Below are 20,173 nucleotides of genomic sequence, written 5' to 3'. Positions count from 1 at the left end.
GAACGGATCGACGGCCCGAGCAAGGGACGGGTTCTACGGACGCCATGAGACGCGGTGATCCGACCAGACGTCCCACGTGGACATCATCGCCTCCCAGCCGTCGGGGAACGACACCGCCGCACCCAGCCGCACCGGCTCCGTCGACGGGTGCTCGTCGAGGAGCTCCGTCACGCCCGCGCGGCAGACCACGACACAGGCGTGCCGGTGCCGGGAGGCCAGGACGCACAGGCGGCCCGTCTCCAGATGGAAGGCGGTCGCGTCCGGGCGGCCCGACAGCGGGTGGAGGACGACCGTGACGTCGTACTCGCGGCCCTGGAGCCGGTTCGCGGTGTCCACCGTCACGCCCGTCACGCCGAGATCCGCGAGCGCCGCCCGGATCGCCGCAGCCTGGTCGCGGTGGGCGGTGCCGACCGCGACCCGGTCGGGTGTCAGGGGCACCGGACGCTCGGACCGCTCCGAGACCGTGGCGCCGCCCCGGTCCAGGAGCCGCCGGACGACCAGGGCGACCGCGCCGACCGCCTCGGGGTCGGTGCGCGGGGTGATGCGGGCCGGCAGTTCGAGGAGCCCCCAGCCCGACTCCGCCGCCTCGTCGAGGACCCGGTCGGGACCCGAACCGTCCGACGCCACCCCGAACGAGAGCTTCCGGTCCCCGTGTCCGGTGCCGCTGCGGAACGGCGTGTACGGGTAGAAGGCCTCCGAGACCAGCGGCGCCGCGGAGGCGGGCAGCCGCCACGACACCGGCAGCCGGTGCTGCGGCAGCTCCGGATTGTGCGCGAGCAGGGTGGAGACCGCGGAGGCGGAGGGATCGTACGAGAGCCCCGCCCACTGCTCCGCGCCCACCACCGAGAACGGGTCCAGCTGACCGGGGTCGCCCACGAACAGCGCCCGCTCGAAGAGCCCCGCCACGGCGAGGAGCGCGTCCGAGCGCATCTGGTACGCCTCGTCGACGATCGCGTGCGCCCACGGCTCGACGTTCTTCACGTGCGCCCACTTGGCGGAGGTGGAGAGGACGACGGGCAGCCCGGTCAGCTCCCCGGGCTTCGCCGACTTCCGTACGTTCGCCAGGTCGTCGAGCGCCTTGTCGTACGGGTCGCTGTCGTTCGAGTGCAGCCGGCCCACCTCCAGGTCGGGCTCCTTCTCGGCGAGCCGCAGCACCAGGTCGTCCACCTGCGCGTTCGTCTGCGCGACCACCATCAGGGGGCGCCCGGCGGCGGCCAGTTCGAGGGCGGCCCGGACCACCAGGGTCGACTTCCCGGCACCCGGAGGGGAGTCGACGACGACGCCCCGGGAGGTCCCGTGCAGGGTGTCCGCCAGGATGCCGTCCGTCGCCCGGCCGGCCTCGGCCGACGGATCGAAGGAGGACGGATCGAAGGACGGATCGAAGGGAGGCGGGAAGGGCGGGGAGATCGTCACAGCACGTCCTCGGGGGTCACGGCGTCGGGCAGTTCGACGGCGTCGGTCCGCGGGGGACCGCCGTGCGTCCAGGGCGTCTCCTCCGGGTCCGGCAGCTTCGGCCCGACCCGCTGCTCGTGCTCGAAGAGCGTCCAGGCGATCCGCTCGCCCTTCTCCGGCACCGAGCCCTCCGCCGGCTCCTTCGACCGCCCCATCTTGTCCAGGAGCCGCAGGACCAGCGAGCCGTCCTCCTCGGACCGCACGAACTCCGCCGCCTGCGGCTTGCCGTCGAGCGAGCGGAACACCTTCGCCTTCTCGGCGAGGTGCGGCCGGTCCTCCGTGCGGACCGTGAGAAGCGGGCGCGGCGCGGGCCGCTTCGACTCCGTCCAGGCCATCGTCACCTCGACCACCTCGGCCGCGAACGCCTCGCCCGCCAGCCGCCGCCCCGCCAGGACCAGCGGATCGTCGAGCGCCTCCTGCGCCTCCAGCTGACCCTGCGCCTGCTCGCGGGCGGCGAGCTTCGAGGCCGCCGTCACCGCATCGTCCCGGCGCGGCTGCGGCGGCTCGCCGGCCGCGATCCGGTCCCGGTGCCCGGTGAAGGACCAGCGGTCGCGGGTCCACCGGTCCTCGACCCTCGCGCCCTCCGGCAGCTCCCGCAGCAGCCCGATCGCCTGCCAGACCGCGTCCCAGGTCGGCTTCAGCTGCGAGACGATCAGCCGGCGCAGCTCCCGCTCGGCCCGGTGCAGCTCGGCGAGGCCCGCGTCGGCCGCCTCGCCGTCCTCGGCAGCGCCGAGCGCCTGCCGGGCCCGGTCGTACCGCTCGATCGCGGGCGCCAGGAGCCGGTTGTCGAAGGCCGGGTCGGTGGCGGGACCTGCGGGCGGGCAGAACAGCTGCCCCCGCTCGTCCCGGCCCGCCTCGGCCCGGAGCGCCGCCGCCGGGCCGGACTCCCCGTCGTACGGGTCGATCCAGGCGAGCAGCGCGCCCAGGTGCTGGTCCTCCAGGGAGGACTGGCCGGTCGCCCAGTGCCGGTTGAGCAGGTCGGTCGCGGAGAGCAGCAGCGAGGAGCCGGGGACCCGGGCCCGCTCGCCGAAGTGCGTCAGCCAGCGGCCGAGCAGCGGTACGCGCGGCGGCGCCGGGAACGGCGTCTCCGGGTCCTGCTCGGCCGTCCGCCGGAACCGCGTCGACCGCCCGAGCAGCCGTACGTACTCGATGCCCGCCCGGCTCGGCACGATCAGCTGCGGCGCGTCCGCGCACAGCTCGACCTCGACCTTCACCTTCTTGCCGGTCTCGGGATCGACCTCGCTCCGCTCCGCCGCCTCGACGACGTCCGTGAACGAGTCGACGTACGGCAGGACCTCCTCCGCCAGGTCGGCGAGGAAGCCGAACCGCAGGTCCCGGTCCCGGGGCTGCGCCACCACCAGGAGCCGGGGCTCCTCGGGGTCGGTGCCGACGAGCGCCCCGAGCGGCGCACCCGCCTCACCGGCGGTCGTCAGGGGGACGAGGACGAGCGGCCGCGCGGACAGGTGCCGGTGGCGGACGGTCGCCAGCGGCTGGGCGCGGCCCGACTCGACGGCCTCCATCCGGGCCAGTGCGGAGATCAGCGACATACGGGGGCCTCCTCGGCCGTGACGCGCGGAAGCCGGGTCAGCAGGCGCACTCGGCCACCTCCGGCCGGAGCCGTGCGGGTGCCGCCGCCAGCGCCTCCTGGCGCAGCGCCCGCGCCCGGCGCAGGGCCGCCACCGCCGGGTCCTCCGGATCCCCGGCCTCGCCGCGCGCCGCGGCCAGGACCGCGCCGACCGTCGTGAGGCCGCCCAGCTCACCCCGTACCGCACGGCCCAGGGTCTCCACCGCGCCCGCCTCCCGGGCCCGCGCCCGGCAGTGGAAGGCCAGCTCGCAGGCGGCCAGGCACTCCGGCGCGTACGCGTGGGGCACCGACCCCACGGCCTCCGTCAGCTCCGCCGCCGAGCACCCCGCCACGTCGAAGGTGGTGCCCTCCGGCAGGGCGTCCGCGATCTCGTCGATCCGGGTGAGCCGGGCGAGCTGCCGCCGGGTGACCGACCGCTGCTTGCGCACGTCCACGACCGAGGCCGTCGGCACGTTCGAGAAGTCCTTCGGGCAGACGAGGAGCACCGCGTGCGCGACCCGCGCGCCCTCGGTCAGCGCCGCCGTCCGCTCCAGGGCGAGCACGTACACGGCGGCCTGCCGGGCCGCCGCGCCCACCTTCGACGCGTCGGCGGCGCCGTCGACCATCGGGAAGGACTTGATCTCGACGACCGTCCACCCCCCGTCCGGGTCGACGACCACCGCGTCCGGCTCCAGATAGACCGGGGAGCCGGCCACCTCCAGGGCGAGCAGTGGATGGTCGAGCAGCGTCCACGTCCCGGCCCCGGTCGCCTCCCGCAGCGCGAGCGCCGTGCGGGCGGTCCGTCCCTCGGGGCCCGCCGCCGTCAGATCGGGGACGGAGACCGCGCCGGGCTCCTCGACGCCGAGCAGGCGCAGCAGCTCACGGCCGCCGTCCGCCTTGACCTTCGCCTCGAAGGAGTTGCCCCGCATGATCGCGAACTGCGACTGGCCGAACGGGGCGGGGGAGCCCAGCTTCGAGGCCAGGGCGGCCTTGTCGACCCCGGCGCCGTCGAGCAGCGCCCGCCGTCGGCAGCCCGGATTGGCGGCGAGCGCCGCGATCGCCCGCGCGTCCAGGGTGCGTGGAGCGGTGCCCGGCCCGCGCAGCTCGGCCAGCTTCCCCCAGGCTCTCGGCTTCGCCCGAGCAGGGGAGGCCCCGATCGGAGGTGTCGTCTGCGACGGTCGTGGCAGACCGCTGTCCAGGGATGCGCTCACCCGCGGAAGTCTCGCATCCGCCACTGACAACCGGGGGCTTTCCGCCCTTTCGTGACACGCCCCGCGCCCCCTCCCGCGTACGTGTCCGGTGACGGACCACCGGCACGGCGCCCGGCGGTCGCCCGGACGTCACCCCGAATTCGGGTGGGCGATGATGGGAGAGGCACGTCCGCACCGTGAACCCCCTGGAGATCCTTCCCATGGCACCGCGCATCCTGCTCGCCCGGCACGGCCAGACCGAGTGGTCGCTTCTCGGCCGGCACACCGGCAGGACCGACATCCCCCTGCTCGAAGAGGGCCGGCGCGGTGCGAAGCTGCTCGGCGAGCGTCTGCACCGCGGACCCTGGCAGGGGCTGCCCGACGTGGAGGTGCGGACCAGCCCGCTGGTCCGCGCGAGCGAGACCTGCGACCTCGCCGGTTTCGGCGAGCGGGCGGAGCCCTGGGACGCGCTGATGGAGTGGGACTACGGGGCGTACGAGGGGATGACCCCGGCCCAGATCCAGGCGGTCCGCCCCGGCTGGCTGATCTGGCGCGACGCGGTCCCGGAGGGGGAGTCCCTCGCGCAGCTCTCGGACCGCGCCGACGAGGTCGTGGAGTGGGCCCGCTCCACCGACCGTGACGTCCTGGTCTTCGCCCACGGCCACATCCTGCGCTCGATCGGCGCGCGCTGGCTCGGCGAGGACGTCTCCTTCGCCTCCCGCATCCGCCTCGACCCGACGAGCCTCTCGGCCCTCGGCTGGGCGTACGGCGCCCCGGCGATCGAGCGCTGGAACGACACCGGCCACCTGGAGTAGGACCCGCGCCGGATGGACCGGCCGTCAGTACGCGGCGAGGACCCGGCCGGTCTCGGCGAGCATGCCGCGGATGCGGGCCGAGGCGATGCCGTCGAGGGAGTCCACGACGCGCTTCGCCTCCGCCGCCGCCTCGTCCGGCCGCCCCGCGTACGCCAGGTCCTTGGCCAGATGGGCGCGGTAGAGCGCGAGGTTCCGGGCGAAGTACGGATTCTGCAGAACCGTGGCCCGATGGGCGTGACGGGCGGCGCGGCCCCAGTCGCCGAGGGCCGACCAGCACTGGGCCTCCAGCGCCTCCCGCTCCGGCTCGCCGAAGAACGACATCCACTCGGGGTCGCCCTCGGCGGGGCCCCGGTCGAAGTGGCCGTGGGCGCGGCCGAGGGCCTGCTCGCAGGCGGAGCGGTCGCCGAGCCCCGCCCAGGCGCCCGCCTCCCGCAGCGAGAGCAGCGAGAGCAGCCGGGCCGAGCCGAGCGGCTGCGCCGCCCGCATCCCCGCCTGCGCCGCCCGGACCGCCTCGCGGTACCGGCCGGTGTCCCGGGCCAGGAAGGACGTGTTGCAGAAGGCGTGCGCCTCCAGGGCCGCGTTCCCGGAGACCCGCGCGGTGGCGAGGGCCTCGGCGTAGTGCGAGCGCGCGTCCTCGTGGCGGCCCGAGTCGTGGGCCAGCCAGCCCACGGAGAGGGAGAGCTCGCCGGCGCCCGCGTGCAGCCGGTCCTCGGTCGAGCGGCGGGTCATCGTTCCCGTGTCGAGCAGCGCGTACGCGGTACGGAGCGGCTGGGCGGCGACCTTGTAGAGCCCGTCGGCGCCGTGCCGGTCGTCGAGCAGGCGGATCTGCCGTACGGCCTCCTCGACGGCCCGGACCTCGGCCTCGCCGATCCGGTGGGTGCCGCGGGGGGCGGGGATCGCGACGGCGGGGCCGCCGAGTCCCAGCGAGGCGGCCGCCAGGGTGGCGGAGCCGCTCGTCATGAATGCGCGACGCAGCACGTCGCTCTCCTCATCGTTCCGGGTCGAGATGGCGGCGGGAGGCCGTGCCCCGGCCGGGGCGGCCTGCCGCCGGCCGCGTACCGTCTCCCGCGCGGAGAAGCCCAGGTCGGAGAGGCCGAGTCCGGGGAACATGTGCAGGAAGACCCGCTCGTACGCGTAGTTGGGGCAGCGGATCTCGCCCGCTTCCACGCGCCCGATGTAGCGGGCGTCGCACGCGACCTGTTCGCCGATCTCCCGCGCCGCCCGGCGGACAACCGCGGCGAACTCCGCCGGCGAGAGCTGTCCGCGGAGCCGGCGGAAGGCGAGATTGGGAACTGCCCGTGACATCGCCATGGCCGAGCCCTCTCCTGGTGCTGCCGGGTGGTCCGGCGGCAAGAACGTACCTGCTGTGACCGGATGCGTACGCTGAGTTTGGCTACAAATCGGATATCTCGCCTGCGATCTGCCATGAACTGCCATCCTTTGCAGCGGCATGGCGCCGTAGCCGTTGACGCGCACGGGCGTTGAACCGTAAGGGAGAGACGGAACGTGTCTCCTCTGGAGCGAGGAGGGGTCCCATGACGGAGATCGGTTCGCAGTCGGCCACGTGGCACGCGCCCGCCCCGGACGACGCCACCCCCCAGCCCCTCGCGGAGCCCTGGGACCTGGTGACCGTGCCGGTCCGGCAGGGCCTGGAGGCCGTCGACATCCTGCGCCGAGGCGGCGCCCCGGCGGTCGGCCCCGTCGTGCACGACGGGGCCTGCGACACCCTCGGCTTCCTGGTGCCGCCGGGCACGGCCGCGGCCTGGGACATGCCGGGCAGCGCGTGTACGAGGACCTCGGGGCGCGGGCTGCGCCTCCCCGAGCTGCCGGAACTGCCCGAGCCGACCGGCGACACCCCCCGGCCGGCCGGCTGGCTGCTGCCGCCGGGCGACACCGACCCCGTCACCGACCCGGTCGTGCTGCGCGAGGCGCTCGGCGAGGCGGCCCGCCTGATCGAGGCCGCCGACGGCTGCCACTGAGCGGCCGGTACGACCACGGAACCAGGCCCGGCCGGGCGGTTCCGCCCCGGGGGCCGTCCCGCCGATCCGGCCCGATCGACAGGACACCCCCCGGCGCCCGGATAATGGGACCGTGGCCAGGAACAAACAGCGGGACCGGGCGGCGTCCGCCGCCGCCGTCGTCGAGACCGTCGACGGCGGTCTCGCCGAACTCGTACCCGACCGGGAACGCCCGCGCGCCTGGACACTGCTCGTCGACGGCGCCCCGCAGTCGCACGTGGACCTGGACGACCCGGCCCACCTCTCCTTCGAGTACCAGCGGCGCCTCGGCCACATCGCCGACCTCGCCGCCCCGCCCAACCGGCCGCTCCAGGTCGTGCACCTCGGCGGCGGCGCCTTCACCCTCGCCCGGTACGTCGCCGCGACCCGGCCCCGCTCCACCCAGCAGATCGTGGAGCTCGACGGGCCCCTGGTCCAGCTCGTCCGCCGCGAGCTGCCGCTCGACCCCAACGCCCGGATACGCGTCCGCTCCACCGACGCCCGCGCCGGACTCGCCAAGGTGCAGGACGGCTGGGCGGACCTCGTCATCGCCGACGTGTTCAGCGGGGCCCGCACCCCGGCCCATCTGACCAGCACCGAATTCCTGGGCGACGTACGGCGGGTGCTGCGGCCCGGCGGCTTCTACGCGGCGAACCTCGCCGACGGCCCGCCCCTGACCCATCTCCGCGGCCAGATCGCCACGGCCGCCGCCGTCTTCCCCGAACTGGCGCTGACCGCCGACCCCACGGTGCTGCGCGGCCGCCGCTTCGGCAACGCCGTGCTGCTCGCCTCCGACCGCGAGCTGCCGGTGGCCGAGCTGACCCGCCGGGTCGCCACCGATCCGCACCCCGGACGGGTCGAGCACGGGCGGGCGCTGGCCGACTTCGCCGGCGGGGCGACCCCGGTCACCGACGCGAGCGCCAAACCCTCGCCCGTACCGCCGGCTTCCGTCTTCCGCTGAGCCGGGGGCTCAGACCGCGCGGTCCTCGATCTCGACGCGGGGCGCGCTGTCGTGCCACAGACAGAAGACCGAGAGCTCGCGGCCGTCCTTGGTGAACGTGACCCGGATCCAGGTCGGCTGCTTCCACACCTGCATCTGCCAGCCGGACGCCGGCGTCGCCGAGACCAGTTCGGCCGAGGTCTCGCCGATGTCGAAGGTGACCCGGCCGCCGTCGACCGGGTAGCTCCGCACATCGGACGCGGGGGCCGCCGTGGTCGTCGCGGGCGCCGCCGTCGTGGGCTTCGGCCGGCTGGAAGGGGTCGTGGCGGGGGCCGAGGAAGGGGCGGCGGAGGCCGTGCGCTCCTCGCTCGGCGTGGCCTTCGCGGGCGGCGACGACGAGGTCGCGGGAGCCTCGGGGGTCTCGGGCCGGCGCGTCGAGGACGTCAGCGGATCGCTGCCGGACGTGACCGACGCGTCGCCGGAGCCGACCGGCAGCGGGAGCGCGCGCGGGGGGTCGTACACCGTGCCGGACAGCACCGTGTGCACCCCCCACCAGGACAGGGTGACCGCCGCGCCGGTGGCGAGCGACCAGGCCAGGGCGTGAACGAGTCCTCTTCGCACCGGGCCATAGTGCACCACCCTCCGAGGACCCGGACCGGAGGGTGCGCATTGCTCACCCGTTCCCCCGAATGGCGTACGGTGCGCCCCATGGCAAGTGTGCTCGTGGTCGAGGACGACCAGTTCGTGCGCTCCGCCCTCATCCGCCAGCTGACCGAGGCCTCCCACACGGTACGGAGCGTCGGCACGGCTCTGGAGGCGTTGCGCGAGGTCGCCCATTTCCGTTTCGACGTGGTCGTCCTCGACCTCGGACTGCCCGACCTGGACGGGTCCGAGGCGCTCAAGATGCTGCGCGGAATCACCGACGTCCCGGTGATCATCGCGACCGCCCGGGACGACGAGGCCGAGATCGTACGGCTCCTGCACGCCGGGGCGGACGACTACCTCGTGAAGCCCTTCTCGGTGGACCACCTCACGGCCCGCATGGCCGCCGTCCTGCGCCGGGCGCGGTCCGCGGGCGGGGAGCTGCCACCGTCCCGGGCGATCCGCGTCGGCGGGCTGACCGTCGACCCGCTGCGCCGTCAGGCGGAGCTGGACGGGACGCCGTTGGACCTCACCCGGCGCGAGTTCGACCTGCTGGCCTTCCTCGCCGGGCGGCCCGGCGTGGTCGTCCCGCGCAAGGAGCTGCTCGCCGAGGTGTGGCAGCAGTCCTACGGGGACGACCAGACCATCGACGTACATCTGTCGTGGCTGCGGCGGAAGTTGGGTGAAACGGCCGCGCGGCCCCGCTATCTGCACACCCTGCGCGGGGTGGGCGTGAAGCTGGAGCCGCCCCGGGAGCCGCAGCCGTGAGATGGGCGCTCGTCAAGGTGTCGCTGGCCGTGACCGCCATGGTCGTCGTCGCCTTCGCCGTACCCCTCGGGCTCGTCGTCAAGGAGATGGCCCGCGACCGGGCCTTCTCCAACGCCGAGCGGCGGGCCGCCGGGCTCGCCCCCGTCCTCGCGATCACCACCGACCGCCAGGAGCTGGACAAGGCCGTCGCCACGACCGAGGACGGGGCCACCGGGCGGCTCGCCGTCCACGTGCCCGCCGCCGAGCCGGGCGGAACGGCCCTGGAGATCGGCACCCGCAGGGCCGGCGCGGAGGAGCTCGCGGCCACCCGCCGGCTCGGCCGGGCCTCCATCGCCGAGGTGCCCGGCGGCTTCGTGCTGCTCCAGCCCACCGCGCTCAGCAGCGGCCAGGTCGCCGTCGTCGAACTCTTCGTCCCCGAGGGTGAGGTCACCAACGGGGTCGCCACGGCCTGGCTCGTCCTCGCCGGGGTCGGCATCGCGCTGATCGTCGGCTCCGTCGCCGTCGCCGACCGGCTCGGCGTCCGGATGGTCCGGCCCGCCCAGCGGCTCGCCGGCGCCGCCCACGACCTGGGCGAGGGCAGGCTCGGCGCGCGGGTCCCCGAGGAGGGCCCCCCGGAGCTCAAGTCGGCGGCCGTCGCCTTCAACTCCATGGCCGACCAGGTCGTCCAGCTCCTCGCCAACGAGCGGGAGCTCGCCGCCGACCTCTCCCACCGGCTCCGCACCCCGCTGACCGTGCTGCGGCTCAACGCGGCCTCGCTCGGCTCCGGCCCCGCCGCCGAACAGACCCGGGCCGCGGTCGAGCAGCTGGAGCGCGAGGTCGACATCATCATCCGTACCGCCCGGGACGCGAAGCCGCAGACCCAGGCGACCGGGCCCGGTGCCGGCTGCGACGCGGCGGAAGTGGTCCGCGAGCGGATGGAGTTCTGGTCGGCGCTCGCGGAGGACGAGGGCCGCCGGGTCCGGGTCGCGGGCGTCGAGCGGCCGGTCCGCATCCCGGTCGCCCGCCCCGAACTCGTCGCCGCCCTCGACGCGCTGCTCGGCAACGTCTTCCGGCACACCTCCGAGGGCACCGCCTTCTCCATCGACGTCCACAACGGCGACGACGCCGTCATCGTCCTGGTCTCCGACGCGGGCGCCGGCATCGCCGACCCCGCCGCGGCCATGGCCCGCGGCAACAGCGGCGGCCGGCCCGGCTCGACGGGCCTCGGCCTGGACATCGTGCGGCGGATGGCGGAGGCCACCGGCGGAGACGTCCGCATCGGGCACTCCGTGCTCGGCGGCACCGAGGTCCGGGTCTGGATCGGGCTCGACGGACGCCGCTCGGGCGGTACGCCGGCCCGCCGCGGCCACCGCCCGGCCCGGCGCCGCCGCGGCGGCACGGGCACCCGGCGCGCCGCCGACGCCTGAGCCGTACGGGGCGGGCGCGGGGCGCGAGTCGGGCCGGGCGCGAGTCGGGCCGGGCACGGGGCGCGCGTTGGGCCGGGCACGGGGTCTGCGCGGAGGCGTGCGAGGGGCTGGGCGAGGGCGCGCGGGGGTGTGCGGGGGCCGGGCGAGGGGCTGGGCGAAGGGGTCGGGCGAGGGCGCGCGGGGGTGGTTCCGGGGCCGAACCTTTCGTGGTTCCGATGCCTTCCTTAAGCGGAGCCTAAGGATCCCCGCCAGGGCCCCTCGGCGCCCTTTTGTCCGTGCTCCGGTCGCTAGCGTGCTGCCGCACCCCACCCCCACACCCCCGGCACACAGAGGCAGGCACGCGATGGGCACCAGTTCGCACCGGCGCAGGGCGAGCACCAGGACCAAGGTCGTCGGAGCCGTCGTCGCGGCGGCGATCGCCGGCGGCGCCGCCTTCGCGCTCGGCGGGACCGCGCAGGCCGCCGCCGTCGGCGCCGCGTACACCCGGACCAGTTCCTGGACCGGCGGCTACACCGGCCAGTACGTCGTCACCAACGAGACCACCACCGCCCAGGCGGACTGGACGCTGGAGTTCGACCTCCCCGCCGGGACGGCCCTCGGCTCCCTCTGGAACGGCGAGCACACCGTCTCCGGCCGCCACGTCACCGTGAAGCCCGCCGCCTGGAACAGGCAGCTGGCGCCCGGCCAGTCCGTCACCGTCGGCTTCGTGACCTCCGCCGCGGGCGAGGCCGGCGACCCGACCGGCTGTCTCGTCAACAAGGCCGCCTGCTCCGCCGGAGGCCCCGCCCCCACCCCCAGCGGCCGCCCCACCGAGCAGCCCACCGCGACCGCCTCCCCCTCGGCGACGGCCACCGCGAAGCCCACCCCCACCGCCACTGCCACTGCCACCGCCACGGCGACCGTGAAGCCGACCCCGACGGCCACCGCCACCGCGACCACGGCGCCCACCCCCACGCCCACCGCGACCGCGACGGGCGCCCCCGCCACGGCCGCGAAGTACGCGCCGTACGTCGACACCTCGCTCTACCCGACGTACGACCTGCTCGCGACCGCCGACGCCACCGGCGTGAAGGAGTTCAACCTCGCCTTCATCACCTCCGGCGGCTCCTGCGCCCCGCTCTGGGGCGGGGTCACCGACCTCGCGAACGACAGGGTCGCGGCCCAGATCGGCGCCCTGCGCGCCAAGGGCGGTGACGTCCGCGTCTCCTTCGGCGGCGCCGCCGGCCACGAGCTGGCCCTGAACTGCACGTCCGCCTCGGCGCTCGCCGCCGCGTACGGCAAGGTCATCGACCAGTACAAGCTGACCAAGGTCGACTTCGACGTCGAGGGCGCGGCCCTGCCGGACACCGCCGCCAACACCCGCCGCTCCCAGGCGATCGCCCAGCTCCAGAAGACCCACCCCGGCCTGAACGTCTCCTTCACGCTGCCGGTCATGCCCGAGGGCCTGACGCAGCCGGGCGTGGCCCTGCTCGCCGACGCCAAGAAGAACGGGGTCCGCGTCGACGCCGTCAACATCATGGCGATGGACTACGGCCCGGCGTACAGCGCGGACATGGGGACGTACGCGATCCAGGCCGCGACCGCGACCCAGGCCCAGGTCAAGGGCGTCCTCGGGCTCTCCGACGCGGCCGCCTGGAAGGCCGTCGCCGTCACCCCGATGATCGGCGTCAACGACGTCGTCAGCGAGATCTTCCGGGTCGACGACGCCACGCAGCTCGTCGACTTCGCGAAGTCGAAGGGGATCGGCTGGCTCTCGATGTGGTCCTCGACCCGTGACAAGCAGTGCGCGGCCGGAGCGGTGAACTACGCCGACGCCACCTGCTCCTCGATCCTCCAGCAGCCCCTGGCCTTCACGAAGGCCTTCGCCGCCTACAAGTGACCCGGCGGCCCTCAGGCCCCCCACACCGCGCGCCCCGGCCGGAGCCACCCCACCCCCCGGCCGGGGCGCGCACCCCTACCCGGCCGCACCGCGCAGGCGTCGGCGGTTCGAGCGGGCCTCAGCCCTTCACGGCGCCCCGCATCACCCCGCCCACGATGTGCCGCCCGAACAGCGCGAGTACGACGAGCAGCGGCAGCGAGCGGCGCGCTGCCGGTGACCGCCGCCATGACGCCGGAGGCGGAGTCGGTGAACGCCGTGCCCTCCGGGGCACGTTCGCGGTAACGGACCCCGGTGGCAAGGTACTTGCGCCAGTCGCCCGCCCAGAGCCGCCCGACGGCGGTCCGCTCGGTGGGCAGCCCGGCCCGGGCGAAGAGGTCCTTGCGGTAGCAGACGGCCTGCGGCCCGATGTCGGTGCCGAGGGCGAGGGTGCGCCCGTCGGAGCCGGTGCCCTGCGCCCACTTCCAGGGCAGGAAGGCGTTCCGGTCGACCCCCGGCGCCGAGCCGAGCTCGTCGAGCCGGCCTCCCTGGGTCGCGAGCACCTCGGAGATGTTGCCGACCTCGACGGCCTGGACGTCGGCGAGGCCGGAGCCGGCGGTGAGGTGGGTGAGCAGCTGCGGGTAGTAGACGTCGTTGCGGGCGAGGGAGGTCTGGCGGACCGCGATGTCCGGGTGGAGCCGCATGTACGTGTCGTAGAGCCCGGCCTCCTGGAGGCCGAAGGTGCCGAACACCCCGACGGTGAGCGTGATCCGCCGCCCGCTCCCGTCCACCGGCTCGCGGGCCGGGGCGTCGGCCGCGGGCGGTGGGGCGGGGTCGGTGGCGCATCCGCCGGAGAGCGCCGCGCCCAGGAGGAGGGCGAGGGCGAGGGGGACGACGGGCCCGCGCGGCCGGCTCCCGCTCCTCCTCCACATGGGCCCCGACCGTAGTGCGGCTCCGTCCGGGCGGCGGGGGACAGCTCGCCGGGCCGAGCGGAACTCACCGCCCGCACCACTCGTCCGGCGGCAGCGGGGGCCTGGTCGTCGAACGTCTTCGACGGTTCCCGGACCTTGACCGTGTTCTGACACCGACTCAATAGTGGGAGCGCTCCCATTCAATCTTCGACGGGATATCCATGCGCAGAACACGCCACCTCCTCGCGGGGCTCGCCCTGACAGCGGGCCTCCTCGCGGGAGCGGTCCCCGCCACCGCCGCCCCCACCGCCGCGCCGACCCCCGACGCCCCCATGGCCACCACGGCGGTGGCCTCCTCGTACACCTGGAAGAACGTCCGGATCGACGGCGGCGGCTTCGTCCCCGGCATCGTCTTCAACCGGGCCGAGAAGGACCTCGTCTACGCCCGCACCGACATCGGCGGCGTCTACCGCTGGAACCAGGCCGGCTCGTCCTGGACCCCGCTCCTCGACTCCGTCGACTGGGACCACTGGGGCCACACCGGAGTCGTCGGCCTCGCCTCCGACACCGTCGACCCCGACCGGGTGTACGCGGCGGTCGGCACGTACACGAACGACTGGGACCCCGGCAACGGCGCCGTCCTCCGCTCCGCCGACCGGGGCGCCACCTGGCAGCGCACCGACCTCCCCTTCAAGCTCGGCGGCAACATGCCCGGCCGCGGCATGGGCGAACGCCTCGCCGTCGACCCGCACAAGAACAGCGTGCTCTACCTCGGCGCCCCCAGCGGCAACGGCCTGTGGCGCTCCACCGACTCGGGAGCGACCTGGTCGAAGGTCACCACCTTCACCAACCCCGGCGACTTCCAGCAGGACCCGGCCGACACCAGTGGCTACAACTCCGACGAGCAGGGCATCGTCTGGGTCACCTTCGACGAGTCCACCGGCACCGCCGGGACCGCGACCCGCACGATCTACGTCGGCGTGGGCGACAAGGAGAACGCGGTCTACCGCTCCACCGACGCCGGCGCCACCTGGACCCGGCTGCCCGGCCAGCCCACCGGCTACCTCGCCCACAAGGGCGTCCTCGACGCGGCGAACGGCCATCTCTACCTCGCGTACAGCGACCGGGCCGGCCCCTACGACGGCGGCAAGGGCCAGGTCTGGCGGTACGCCACCGCCACCGGCGAGTGGAAGAACATCAGCCCCGTCGCCGAGGCCGACACCTTCCACGGCTTCAGCGGCCTCACCGTCGACCGGCAGAAGCCCGGCACGGTCATGGTCTCGGGCTACAGCGCCTGGTGGCCCGACACCCAGATCTTCCGCTCCACCGACTCCGGCTCCACCTGGACCAAGGCCTGGGACTACACCTCGTACCCCACCCGCGCCAACCGCTACACCATGGACGTCTCCTCCGTCCCCTGGCTGAGCTGGGGCGCCAACCCCGCCCCGCCCGAACAGACCCCGAAGCTCGGCTGGATGACCGAGGCCCTGGAGATCGACCCCTTCGACTCGAACCGCATGATGTACGGCACGGGCGCCACGATCTACGGCACCCAGGAGCTCACCAAGTGGGACACGGGGACGAACTTCACCATCAGGCCCATGGTGAAGGGGCTTGAGGAGACCGCCGTCCTCGACCTGGCCTCCCCGCCCTCCGGGGCCCCGCTGATCAGCGCCCTCGGCGACATCGGCGGCTTCCGGCACACGGACCTCACCACGGTCCCGTCGATGATGTTCACCTCCCCGAACTTCACCTCCACCACCAGCCTCGACTACGCCGAGACCAACCCGAACACGGTCGTCCGCTCCGGCAACCTCGACGGCGGGCCGCGCGTCGCCTTCTCCACCGACAACGGCGCCAACTGGTTCGCCGGACAGGAGCCTTCGGGCGTCACCGGCGGCGGCACGGTCGCCGCGGCCGCCGACGGCAGCCGCTTCGTCTGGAGCCCCGACGGCACCGCGGGCGTGCACACGGCCACCGGCTACGGCACGGCCTGGACCGCCTCCACCGGCATCCCGGCCGGCGCGACCGTCGAGTCCGACCGCGTCGACCCGAAGACCTTCTACGGCTTCAAGGACGGCACCTTCTACGCCAGCACGGACGGCGGCGCGAGCTTCACCGCCCGCGCCACCGGCCTCCCGGCCAAGGGCAACGCCCGCTTCAAGGCCGTCCCCGGCAAGAAGGGCGACATCTGGTTCGCCGGCGGCGCCACCGACGCCACCTACGGCCTCTGGCACTCCACCGACGGCGGCGCCGGCTTCACCCGGGCCTCCGGCGTCGAGCAGGCCGACACCATCGGCTTCGGCAAGGCCGCGCCGGGTGCCACGTACCCCGCGCTCTACACGAGCGCGAAGATCGGCGGCGTACGGGGCGTCTTCCGCTCCACCGACGCGGGCGCGAGCTGGGTCCGGATCAACGACGACGCCCACCAGTGGGGCTGGACCGGCGGCGCGATCACCGGCGACCCCCGGGTCTACGGCCGCGTGTACGTCTCCACCAACGGGCGCGGCATCATCTACGGCGACACCACGGAGACCGGCGGCGGCGACGGCGGCACCGACCCCACCGACCCGCCGGACCCCACCGACCCGCCCGCGCCGACCGGCGCCTGCAAGGTCGCCTACAAGGTCACCAACCAGTGGCAGGGCGGCTTCCAGGCCGACGTCACCCTGACCAACACCTCCACCACCGCCTGGACCGGCTGGAAGCTCGGCTGGGAGTACCCCGCCGGGCAGCGGATCGGCCAGATGTGGAACGCCACCCCGGCCCAGACGGGCTCCGCCGTCACCGCCCGGAACGTCGGCTGGAACGGCCCCGTCGCCGCCGGGGCCTCCGCCTCCTTCGGCTTCACCGGCACCTGGGCCGGCACCAACCCCGTACCCGCCGCCTTCACCCTCGGAGGTGCGACGTGCTCCGTCGCCTGATCGCCGGGGCGGCGGTCCTCGCCGCCGCCCTGACCACCCTCGCCACCACGCCCGCCGCGGCGGCCGACGCCCCGCTGAGGGAGCTCGCGGAGGCCCGCGGCCGCTACCTCGGCACCGCCGTCACCGCCGGAAAGCTCACGGGCGGATACGCGGACCTGGCCGCCGCCCAGTTCAACTCGATCACCCCCGGCAACGAGATGAAATGGGGCTCCGTCGAACCCACCCGGGGCACGTACGACTGGACCGGCGCCGACCGGGTCGTCGCCTTCGCCGAGGCCCACGGGCAGCGGGTCCGCGGCCACACCCTCGTCTGGCACAGCCAGCTGCCCTCCTGGGTGAGCGGCGGCACCTGGACCGCCGACCGGCTGCGCACCCTGATGACCGACCACATCACCGCCCAGGCCGGCCGCTACAAGGGCCGGATCGACCACTGGGACGTCGTCAACGAGCCCCTGAACGAGGACGGCACGCTCCGGCAGTCCGTCTTCGGGGCGACGCTCGGCGAGTCGTACATCGCCGACGCCTTCCGCGCCGCCCGGGCCGCCGACCCGGCGGCGAAGCTGTACCTCAACGACTACTCCACCGACGGGGTCGGCGCGAAGAGCGACGGCATGTACGCCCTGGTCAAGAGGCTCCTCGCGCAGGGCGTCCCGGTCGACGGCGTCGGCTTCCAGGCCCACCTCGTCCTCGGCCAGGTCCCGGCCTCCCTCGAGACCAACCTGCGCCGCTTCGCCGAGCTCGGCGTGGACGTGGCGATCACCGAGCTCGACATCCGGATGACCCTGCCCGCGACCGACGCGAAGCTCGCGCAGCAGAAGGCCGACTACGCCTCCGTCCTGCGCGCCTGCCTGGCCGTCACCCGCTGCGCGGGCGTCACGGTCTGGGGCTTCACCGACTCCGACTCCTGGATCCCGGACTTCTTCCCGGGCCAGGGCGCGGCGACCCCGTACGACGAGAGCCTCGCCCCGAAGCCGGCCCGCGCCGGGATCGCCGAGACGCTCGCCCCGGTCACCCCGCCCTCCCCGGGTGTGTGCTCCGTCACATACGCGGTCACGAGCCAGTGGACGGGCGGCTTCACGGCGCAGGTCACCCTCCGCAACACGGGGACGGCCGCGCTGAACGGCTGGACCGTCCGCTGGAGCCAGCCGGCGGGCCAGCGGGTCACCCAGGCCTGGAACGCCGCGGTGACCCAGACCGGGGCGGAGGTGACGGCGGCGAACCTCTCGTACAACGCGACGGTCCCGCCGGGCGGCTCGGTCTCGTTCGGGTTCAACGGCGCCTGGTCGGGCACCAACCCGCCCCCGGCGGCCTTCACCTGCGGCTAGCGTCATACGAAAACGACCGAGGCCCCGGTTCTTTCGAACCGGGGCCTCGGCCTTCAGGGTGAGTAACGGGACTCGAACCCGCGACATCCTGGACCACAACCAGGTGCTCTACCGTCTGAGCTATACCCACCATGACCGGCGATTTTCTTGGGTTTCCCCGACCGGCCGAGAAGAAGTCTACAGGGTCCTGAGGGGTGCTCGCGCCCGCATTGATTCCGGACGCGAGCGACCCCGTTCGGACGGGTCTATTCCGCGGGCAGGACGTGGCGCGCGGCGATCCGCTTCGCGGTCTCCGAGTCCGGTCCGGGCTGCGGGACGAAGACCGCCTCGCGGTAGTAGCGCAGCTCCGCGATGGACTCGCGGATGTCGGCGAGCGCCCGGTGGTTGCCGTTCTTCTCCGGACTGTTGAAGTACGCCCTCGGGTACCAGCGGCGGGCCAGCTCCTTGACCGAGGAGACATCGACGATCCGGTAGTGCAGGTGGCTCTCCAGGGCGGCCATGTCACGGGCGAGGAAGCCGCGGTCCGTGGAGACCGAGTTCCCGCACAGCGGCGCCTTGCCGGCTTCCTTGACGTGCTCGCGGATGTACGCGAGGACCTGGGCCTCCGCGTCGGCGAGCGTGGTGCCGCCGGCGAGCTCGTCGAGCAGACCCGAGGCCGTGTGCATCTGGCGCACGATCTCCGGCATGGTCTCCAGGGCCGCGTCCGGCGGGCGGATCACGATGTCCACCCCGTCGCCGAGCACGTTCAGTTCCGAGTCGGTGACCAGTGCGGCCACCTCGATGAGTGCGTCGTCCGTCAGCGAGAGCCCGGTCATCTCGCAGTCGATCCACACCATGCGATCGTTCATGCGTCCACCTTAGGTCCTGTCCGGCGGATCAGGGCCGGGGCCGCGGTGCCGCGCCCCCGGGGAACGGCCGACGGGCGCCCGGGGGAGGTGTCCCCGGGCGCCCGTCGGTCCTGCGGTGCGCCGCTTGTGGCCGCGCGGGTCGGTGTTACGGCGCGCTGCGTTACGGCGCGCTGCGCTGGCCCGGCAGGGAGGGGCGGCCGGGGGCGTAGGCGTCCGCGTGCTGCTTCCCCGGCTCCAGCGCGGAGCCCGGGCGCCGGATTCCGGCGGCGACCTGGGCGGGCACGACCGGGTCGAGCACCGCCGTGCTGGTCTCACCCTGCGGCCGCCGGGCCCGGTACGCGGCCCGGTAGGCCGCCGGCGAGGAGCCGAGCTGGCGCCGGAAGTGGCCGCGCAGCGCCACCGGGGAGCGGAAGCCGCACCTGCCCGCGACCTCGTCGACCGAGTAGTCGGAGGTCTCGAGCAGCCGCTGCGCCTGGAGCACCCGCTGCGTGATCAGCCACTGGAGGGGGGCCGAGCCCGTCAGCGAGCGGAACCGGCGGTCGAAGGTCCGCCGTGACATGTACGCGCGAGCGGCCAGGGTCTCCACGTCGAACTGCTCGTGGAGGTGCTCCAGCGCCCAGGCGACGACCTCGGCCAGCGGGTCGGCGCCGATCTCTTCTGGTAAAGACCTGTCGAGGTAGCGCTCCTGACCGCCGCTGCGCCGCGGCGGGACGACCAGCCGGCGCGCCAGCGCGCCCGCGGCCTCGGTGCCGTGGTCGGTCCGCACGATGTGCAGACACAGATCGATTCCGGCCGCGGTGCCGGCGGAGGTGAGGACGTCCCCGTCGTCGACGAAGAGCTCCCGCGGGTCCACGTGGACCGACGGATAGCGCTTGGCGAGCGTCGGCGCGTACATCCAGTGCGTGGTCGCCGGGCGGCCGTCGAGCAGGCCGGCCGCGGCGAGGACGAAGGCGCCGGTGCACAGACCGACGATCCTGGCGCCCTCCTCGTGGGCACGGCGCAGCGCTTCGAGCGCCTCCGGCGGCGGCGGCGAGGTGATCGACCGCCAGGCCGGCACGACGACGGTCCCGGCGCGACTGATCGCCTCCAGGCCGTACGGCGCGGTGAGTTCGAGGCCGCCGGTGGTGCGCAGCGGACCGTCCTCGCCGGCGCAGACGAGCAGCCGGTAACGGGGCACCCCGGCGTCCTGCCGGTCGATGCCGAAAACGGAGAGCGGGATGGAGCTCTCGAAGATGGGGCCGCCGCTGAACAGCAGCACCGCGACGACTTCGCGACGGCGGCGCCCGGACAGCTTCCGTGCGACCTCCGGTGCGGCGGAGTCCTGGCTCATGACGCTAAGCCCCCCTCGGTGTTCGCGTCTCCCTGGTCGTGTCGCTCCTGCACGTTTCCCCTCGGTTTTGCACGAGACCCCAGTCTTCGGTACCCATGATCGAATCTACTGTGTCCCGTGGCGCCGGCGTGACAAGTTCTCCATCCGGTGGATTGTCGACAAGGCCACTTGGCGCGAAGCGATCGATCGCGAAGCGTTCCACCTGG

16 protein-coding genes and 1 tRNA gene are annotated in these 20,173 nt (G+C 74.3%); 8 read left to right on the top strand and 9 right to left on the bottom strand.

The features are described from left to right. Positions 1–33 precede the first annotated feature (33 nt). The 3 genes from OG361_RS14635 to OG361_RS14625 are packed head-to-tail and all read right to left on the bottom strand — an operon-like array spanning position 34 to position 4,227. Positions 34–1,413, bottom strand: a complete 1,380-nt coding sequence (locus OG361_RS14635) for an AAA domain-containing protein (RefSeq protein WP_405853720.1) — start codon at positions 1,411–1,413, stop codon at positions 34–36. Beyond that, the gene (locus OG361_RS14630) at positions 1,410–2,999 is read right to left on the bottom strand and encodes a hypothetical protein (RefSeq protein ID WP_405853719.1); all 1,590 of its coding nucleotides are present in this window, start codon (positions 2,997–2,999) and stop codon (positions 1,410–1,412) included. Before OG361_RS14630 ends, OG361_RS14635 begins: the two co-directional genes overlap by 4 nt. Before the next feature lie 37 nt (positions 3,000–3,036). Next, positions 3,037–4,227, bottom strand: a complete 1,191-nt coding sequence (locus tag OG361_RS14625) for a hypothetical protein (protein WP_405853718.1) — start codon at positions 4,225–4,227, stop codon at positions 3,037–3,039. Between the two features lie 200 nt (positions 4,228–4,427). Between OG361_RS14625 and OG361_RS14620 the strand changes: the two genes are divergently transcribed. After that, entirely contained in the window at positions 4,428–5,021 is a 594-nt protein-coding gene (locus OG361_RS14620) for a histidine phosphatase family protein (RefSeq protein WP_405853717.1), read from the top strand. Positions 5,022–5,045: 24 nt separating this feature from the next. On the opposite strand, the gene OG361_RS14615 is transcribed toward OG361_RS14620, so the two are convergent. Continuing rightward, entirely contained in the window at positions 5,046–6,332 is a 1,287-nt protein-coding gene (locus OG361_RS14615; RefSeq protein ID WP_405853716.1) for a tetratricopeptide repeat protein, read from the bottom strand. Between the two features lie 224 nt (positions 6,333–6,556). On the opposite strand from OG361_RS14615, the gene OG361_RS14610 reads away from it, so the two are divergent. Continuing rightward, positions 6,557–7,000 carry a hypothetical protein gene (locus OG361_RS14610; protein WP_405853715.1) on the top strand — a complete coding sequence of 148 codons (444 nt, stop codon included), beginning with the start codon at positions 6,557–6,559 and terminating at the stop codon, positions 6,998–7,000. Between the two features lie 112 nt (positions 7,001–7,112). Further along, positions 7,113–7,979 (top strand): spermidine synthase, encoded by an 867-nt coding sequence (locus tag OG361_RS14605; RefSeq protein ID WP_405853714.1) that lies wholly within the window; start codon positions 7,113–7,115, stop codon positions 7,977–7,979. A 9-nt stretch (positions 7,980–7,988) separates the two neighbouring features. On the opposite strand, the gene OG361_RS14600 is transcribed toward OG361_RS14605, so the two are convergent. Continuing rightward, the gene (locus OG361_RS14600; protein ID WP_405853713.1) at positions 7,989–8,579 is read right to left on the bottom strand and encodes a hypothetical protein; all 591 of its coding nucleotides are present in this window, start codon (positions 8,577–8,579) and stop codon (positions 7,989–7,991) included. An 87-nt stretch (positions 8,580–8,666) separates the two neighbouring features. On the opposite strand from OG361_RS14600, the gene OG361_RS14595 reads away from it, so the two are divergent. The 3 genes from OG361_RS14595 (at position 8,667) to OG361_RS14585 (ending at position 12,653) form a co-directional block, all read left to right on the top strand. Then, the gene (locus OG361_RS14595; RefSeq protein WP_405853712.1) at positions 8,667–9,368 is read left to right on the top strand and encodes a response regulator transcription factor; all 702 of its coding nucleotides are present in this window, start codon (positions 8,667–8,669) and stop codon (positions 9,366–9,368) included. Further along, positions 9,365–10,774, top strand: a complete 1,410-nt coding sequence (locus tag OG361_RS14590) for a sensor histidine kinase (RefSeq protein ID WP_405853711.1) — start codon at positions 9,365–9,367, stop codon at positions 10,772–10,774. Before OG361_RS14595 ends, OG361_RS14590 begins: the two co-directional genes overlap by 4 nt. A gap of 343 nt (positions 10,775–11,117) precedes the next feature. After that, positions 11,118–12,653, top strand: a complete 1,536-nt coding sequence (locus tag OG361_RS14585) for a cellulose binding domain-containing protein (protein WP_405853710.1) — start codon at positions 11,118–11,120, stop codon at positions 12,651–12,653. An 11-nt stretch (positions 12,654–12,664) separates the two neighbouring features. On the opposite strand, the gene OG361_RS14580 is transcribed toward OG361_RS14585, so the two are convergent. Beyond that, complete coding sequence (locus OG361_RS14580) at positions 12,665–13,561, bottom strand: extracellular solute-binding protein (protein ID WP_405853709.1); 897 nt, start codon at positions 13,559–13,561, stop codon at positions 12,665–12,667. A 200-nt stretch (positions 13,562–13,761) separates the two neighbouring features. Between OG361_RS14580 and OG361_RS14575 the strand changes: the two genes are divergently transcribed. Continuing rightward, positions 13,762–16,464 carry a cellulose binding domain-containing protein gene (locus OG361_RS14575; protein WP_405853708.1) on the top strand — a complete coding sequence of 901 codons (2,703 nt, stop codon included), beginning with the start codon at positions 13,762–13,764 and terminating at the stop codon, positions 16,462–16,464. Then, on the top strand, positions 16,449–17,789 hold the full coding sequence (locus OG361_RS14570; RefSeq protein ID WP_405853707.1) for an endo-1,4-beta-xylanase: 1,341 nt from the start codon (positions 16,449–16,451) through the stop codon (positions 17,787–17,789). Before OG361_RS14575 ends, OG361_RS14570 begins: the two co-directional genes overlap by 16 nt. A 57-nt stretch (positions 17,790–17,846) precedes the next feature. Here OG361_RS14570 and OG361_RS14565 read toward each other — a convergent pair. The 3 genes from OG361_RS14565 to OG361_RS14555 all read right to left on the bottom strand — a co-directional run bounded on the left by OG361_RS14565 (position 17,847) and on the right by OG361_RS14555 (position 19,967). Further along, positions 17,847–17,919 (bottom strand) — tRNA-His (locus OG361_RS14565). Between the two features lie 115 nt (positions 17,920–18,034). Continuing rightward, positions 18,035–18,637: an oligoribonuclease gene (gene orn, locus OG361_RS14560; RefSeq protein ID WP_405853706.1), complete on the bottom strand. Its 603-nt coding sequence runs from the start codon at positions 18,635–18,637 to the stop codon at positions 18,035–18,037. A 160-nt stretch (positions 18,638–18,797) separates the two neighbouring features. Beyond that, positions 18,798–19,967 carry a helix-turn-helix domain-containing protein gene (locus tag OG361_RS14555; protein WP_405853705.1) on the bottom strand — a complete coding sequence of 390 codons (1,170 nt, stop codon included), beginning with the start codon at positions 19,965–19,967 and terminating at the stop codon, positions 18,798–18,800. Between the last annotated feature and the right edge of the window lie 206 nt (positions 19,968–20,173).

This window comes from Streptomyces sp. NBC_00090 (assembly GCF_045160815.1).
GTDB lineage: Bacteria > Actinomycetota > Actinomycetes > Streptomycetales > Streptomycetaceae > Streptomyces.
Note: the sequence above shows the minus strand (reverse complement) of the source record. Positions and strands in the feature narration are given on the sequence as shown.

Bases quoted from the DNA above. Each gene is read 5' to 3' on its own strand.
- OG361_RS14585 (WP_405853710.1), top strand. From the start codon at position 11,118: ATGGGCACCAGTTCGCACCGGCGCAGGGCGAGCACCAGGACCAAGGTC.
- OG361_RS14610 (WP_405853715.1), top strand. From the start codon at position 6,557: ATGACGGAGATCGGTTCGCAGTCGGCCACGTGGCACGCGCCCGCCCCG.
- OG361_RS14555 (WP_405853705.1), bottom strand. From the start codon at position 19,967: ATGAGCCAGGACTCCGCCGCACCGGAGGTCGCACGGAAGCTGTCCGGG.
- OG361_RS14575 (WP_405853708.1), top strand. From the start codon at position 13,762: ATGCGCAGAACACGCCACCTCCTCGCGGGGCTCGCCCTGACAGCGGGC.
- OG361_RS14615 (WP_405853716.1), bottom strand. From the start codon at position 6,332: ATGGCGATGTCACGGGCAGTTCCCAATCTCGCCTTCCGCCGGCTCCGC.
- OG361_RS14580 (WP_405853709.1), bottom strand. From the start codon at position 13,561: ATGTGGAGGAGGAGCGGGAGCCGGCCGCGCGGGCCCGTCGTCCCCCTC.
- orn (WP_405853706.1), bottom strand. From the start codon at position 18,637: ATGAACGATCGCATGGTGTGGATCGACTGCGAGATGACCGGGCTCTCG.
- OG361_RS14620 (WP_405853717.1), top strand. From the start codon at position 4,428: ATGGCACCGCGCATCCTGCTCGCCCGGCACGGCCAGACCGAGTGGTCG.
- OG361_RS14630 (WP_405853719.1), bottom strand. From the start codon at position 2,999: ATGTCGCTGATCTCCGCACTGGCCCGGATGGAGGCCGTCGAGTCGGGC.
- OG361_RS14595 (WP_405853712.1), top strand. From the start codon at position 8,667: ATGGCAAGTGTGCTCGTGGTCGAGGACGACCAGTTCGTGCGCTCCGCC.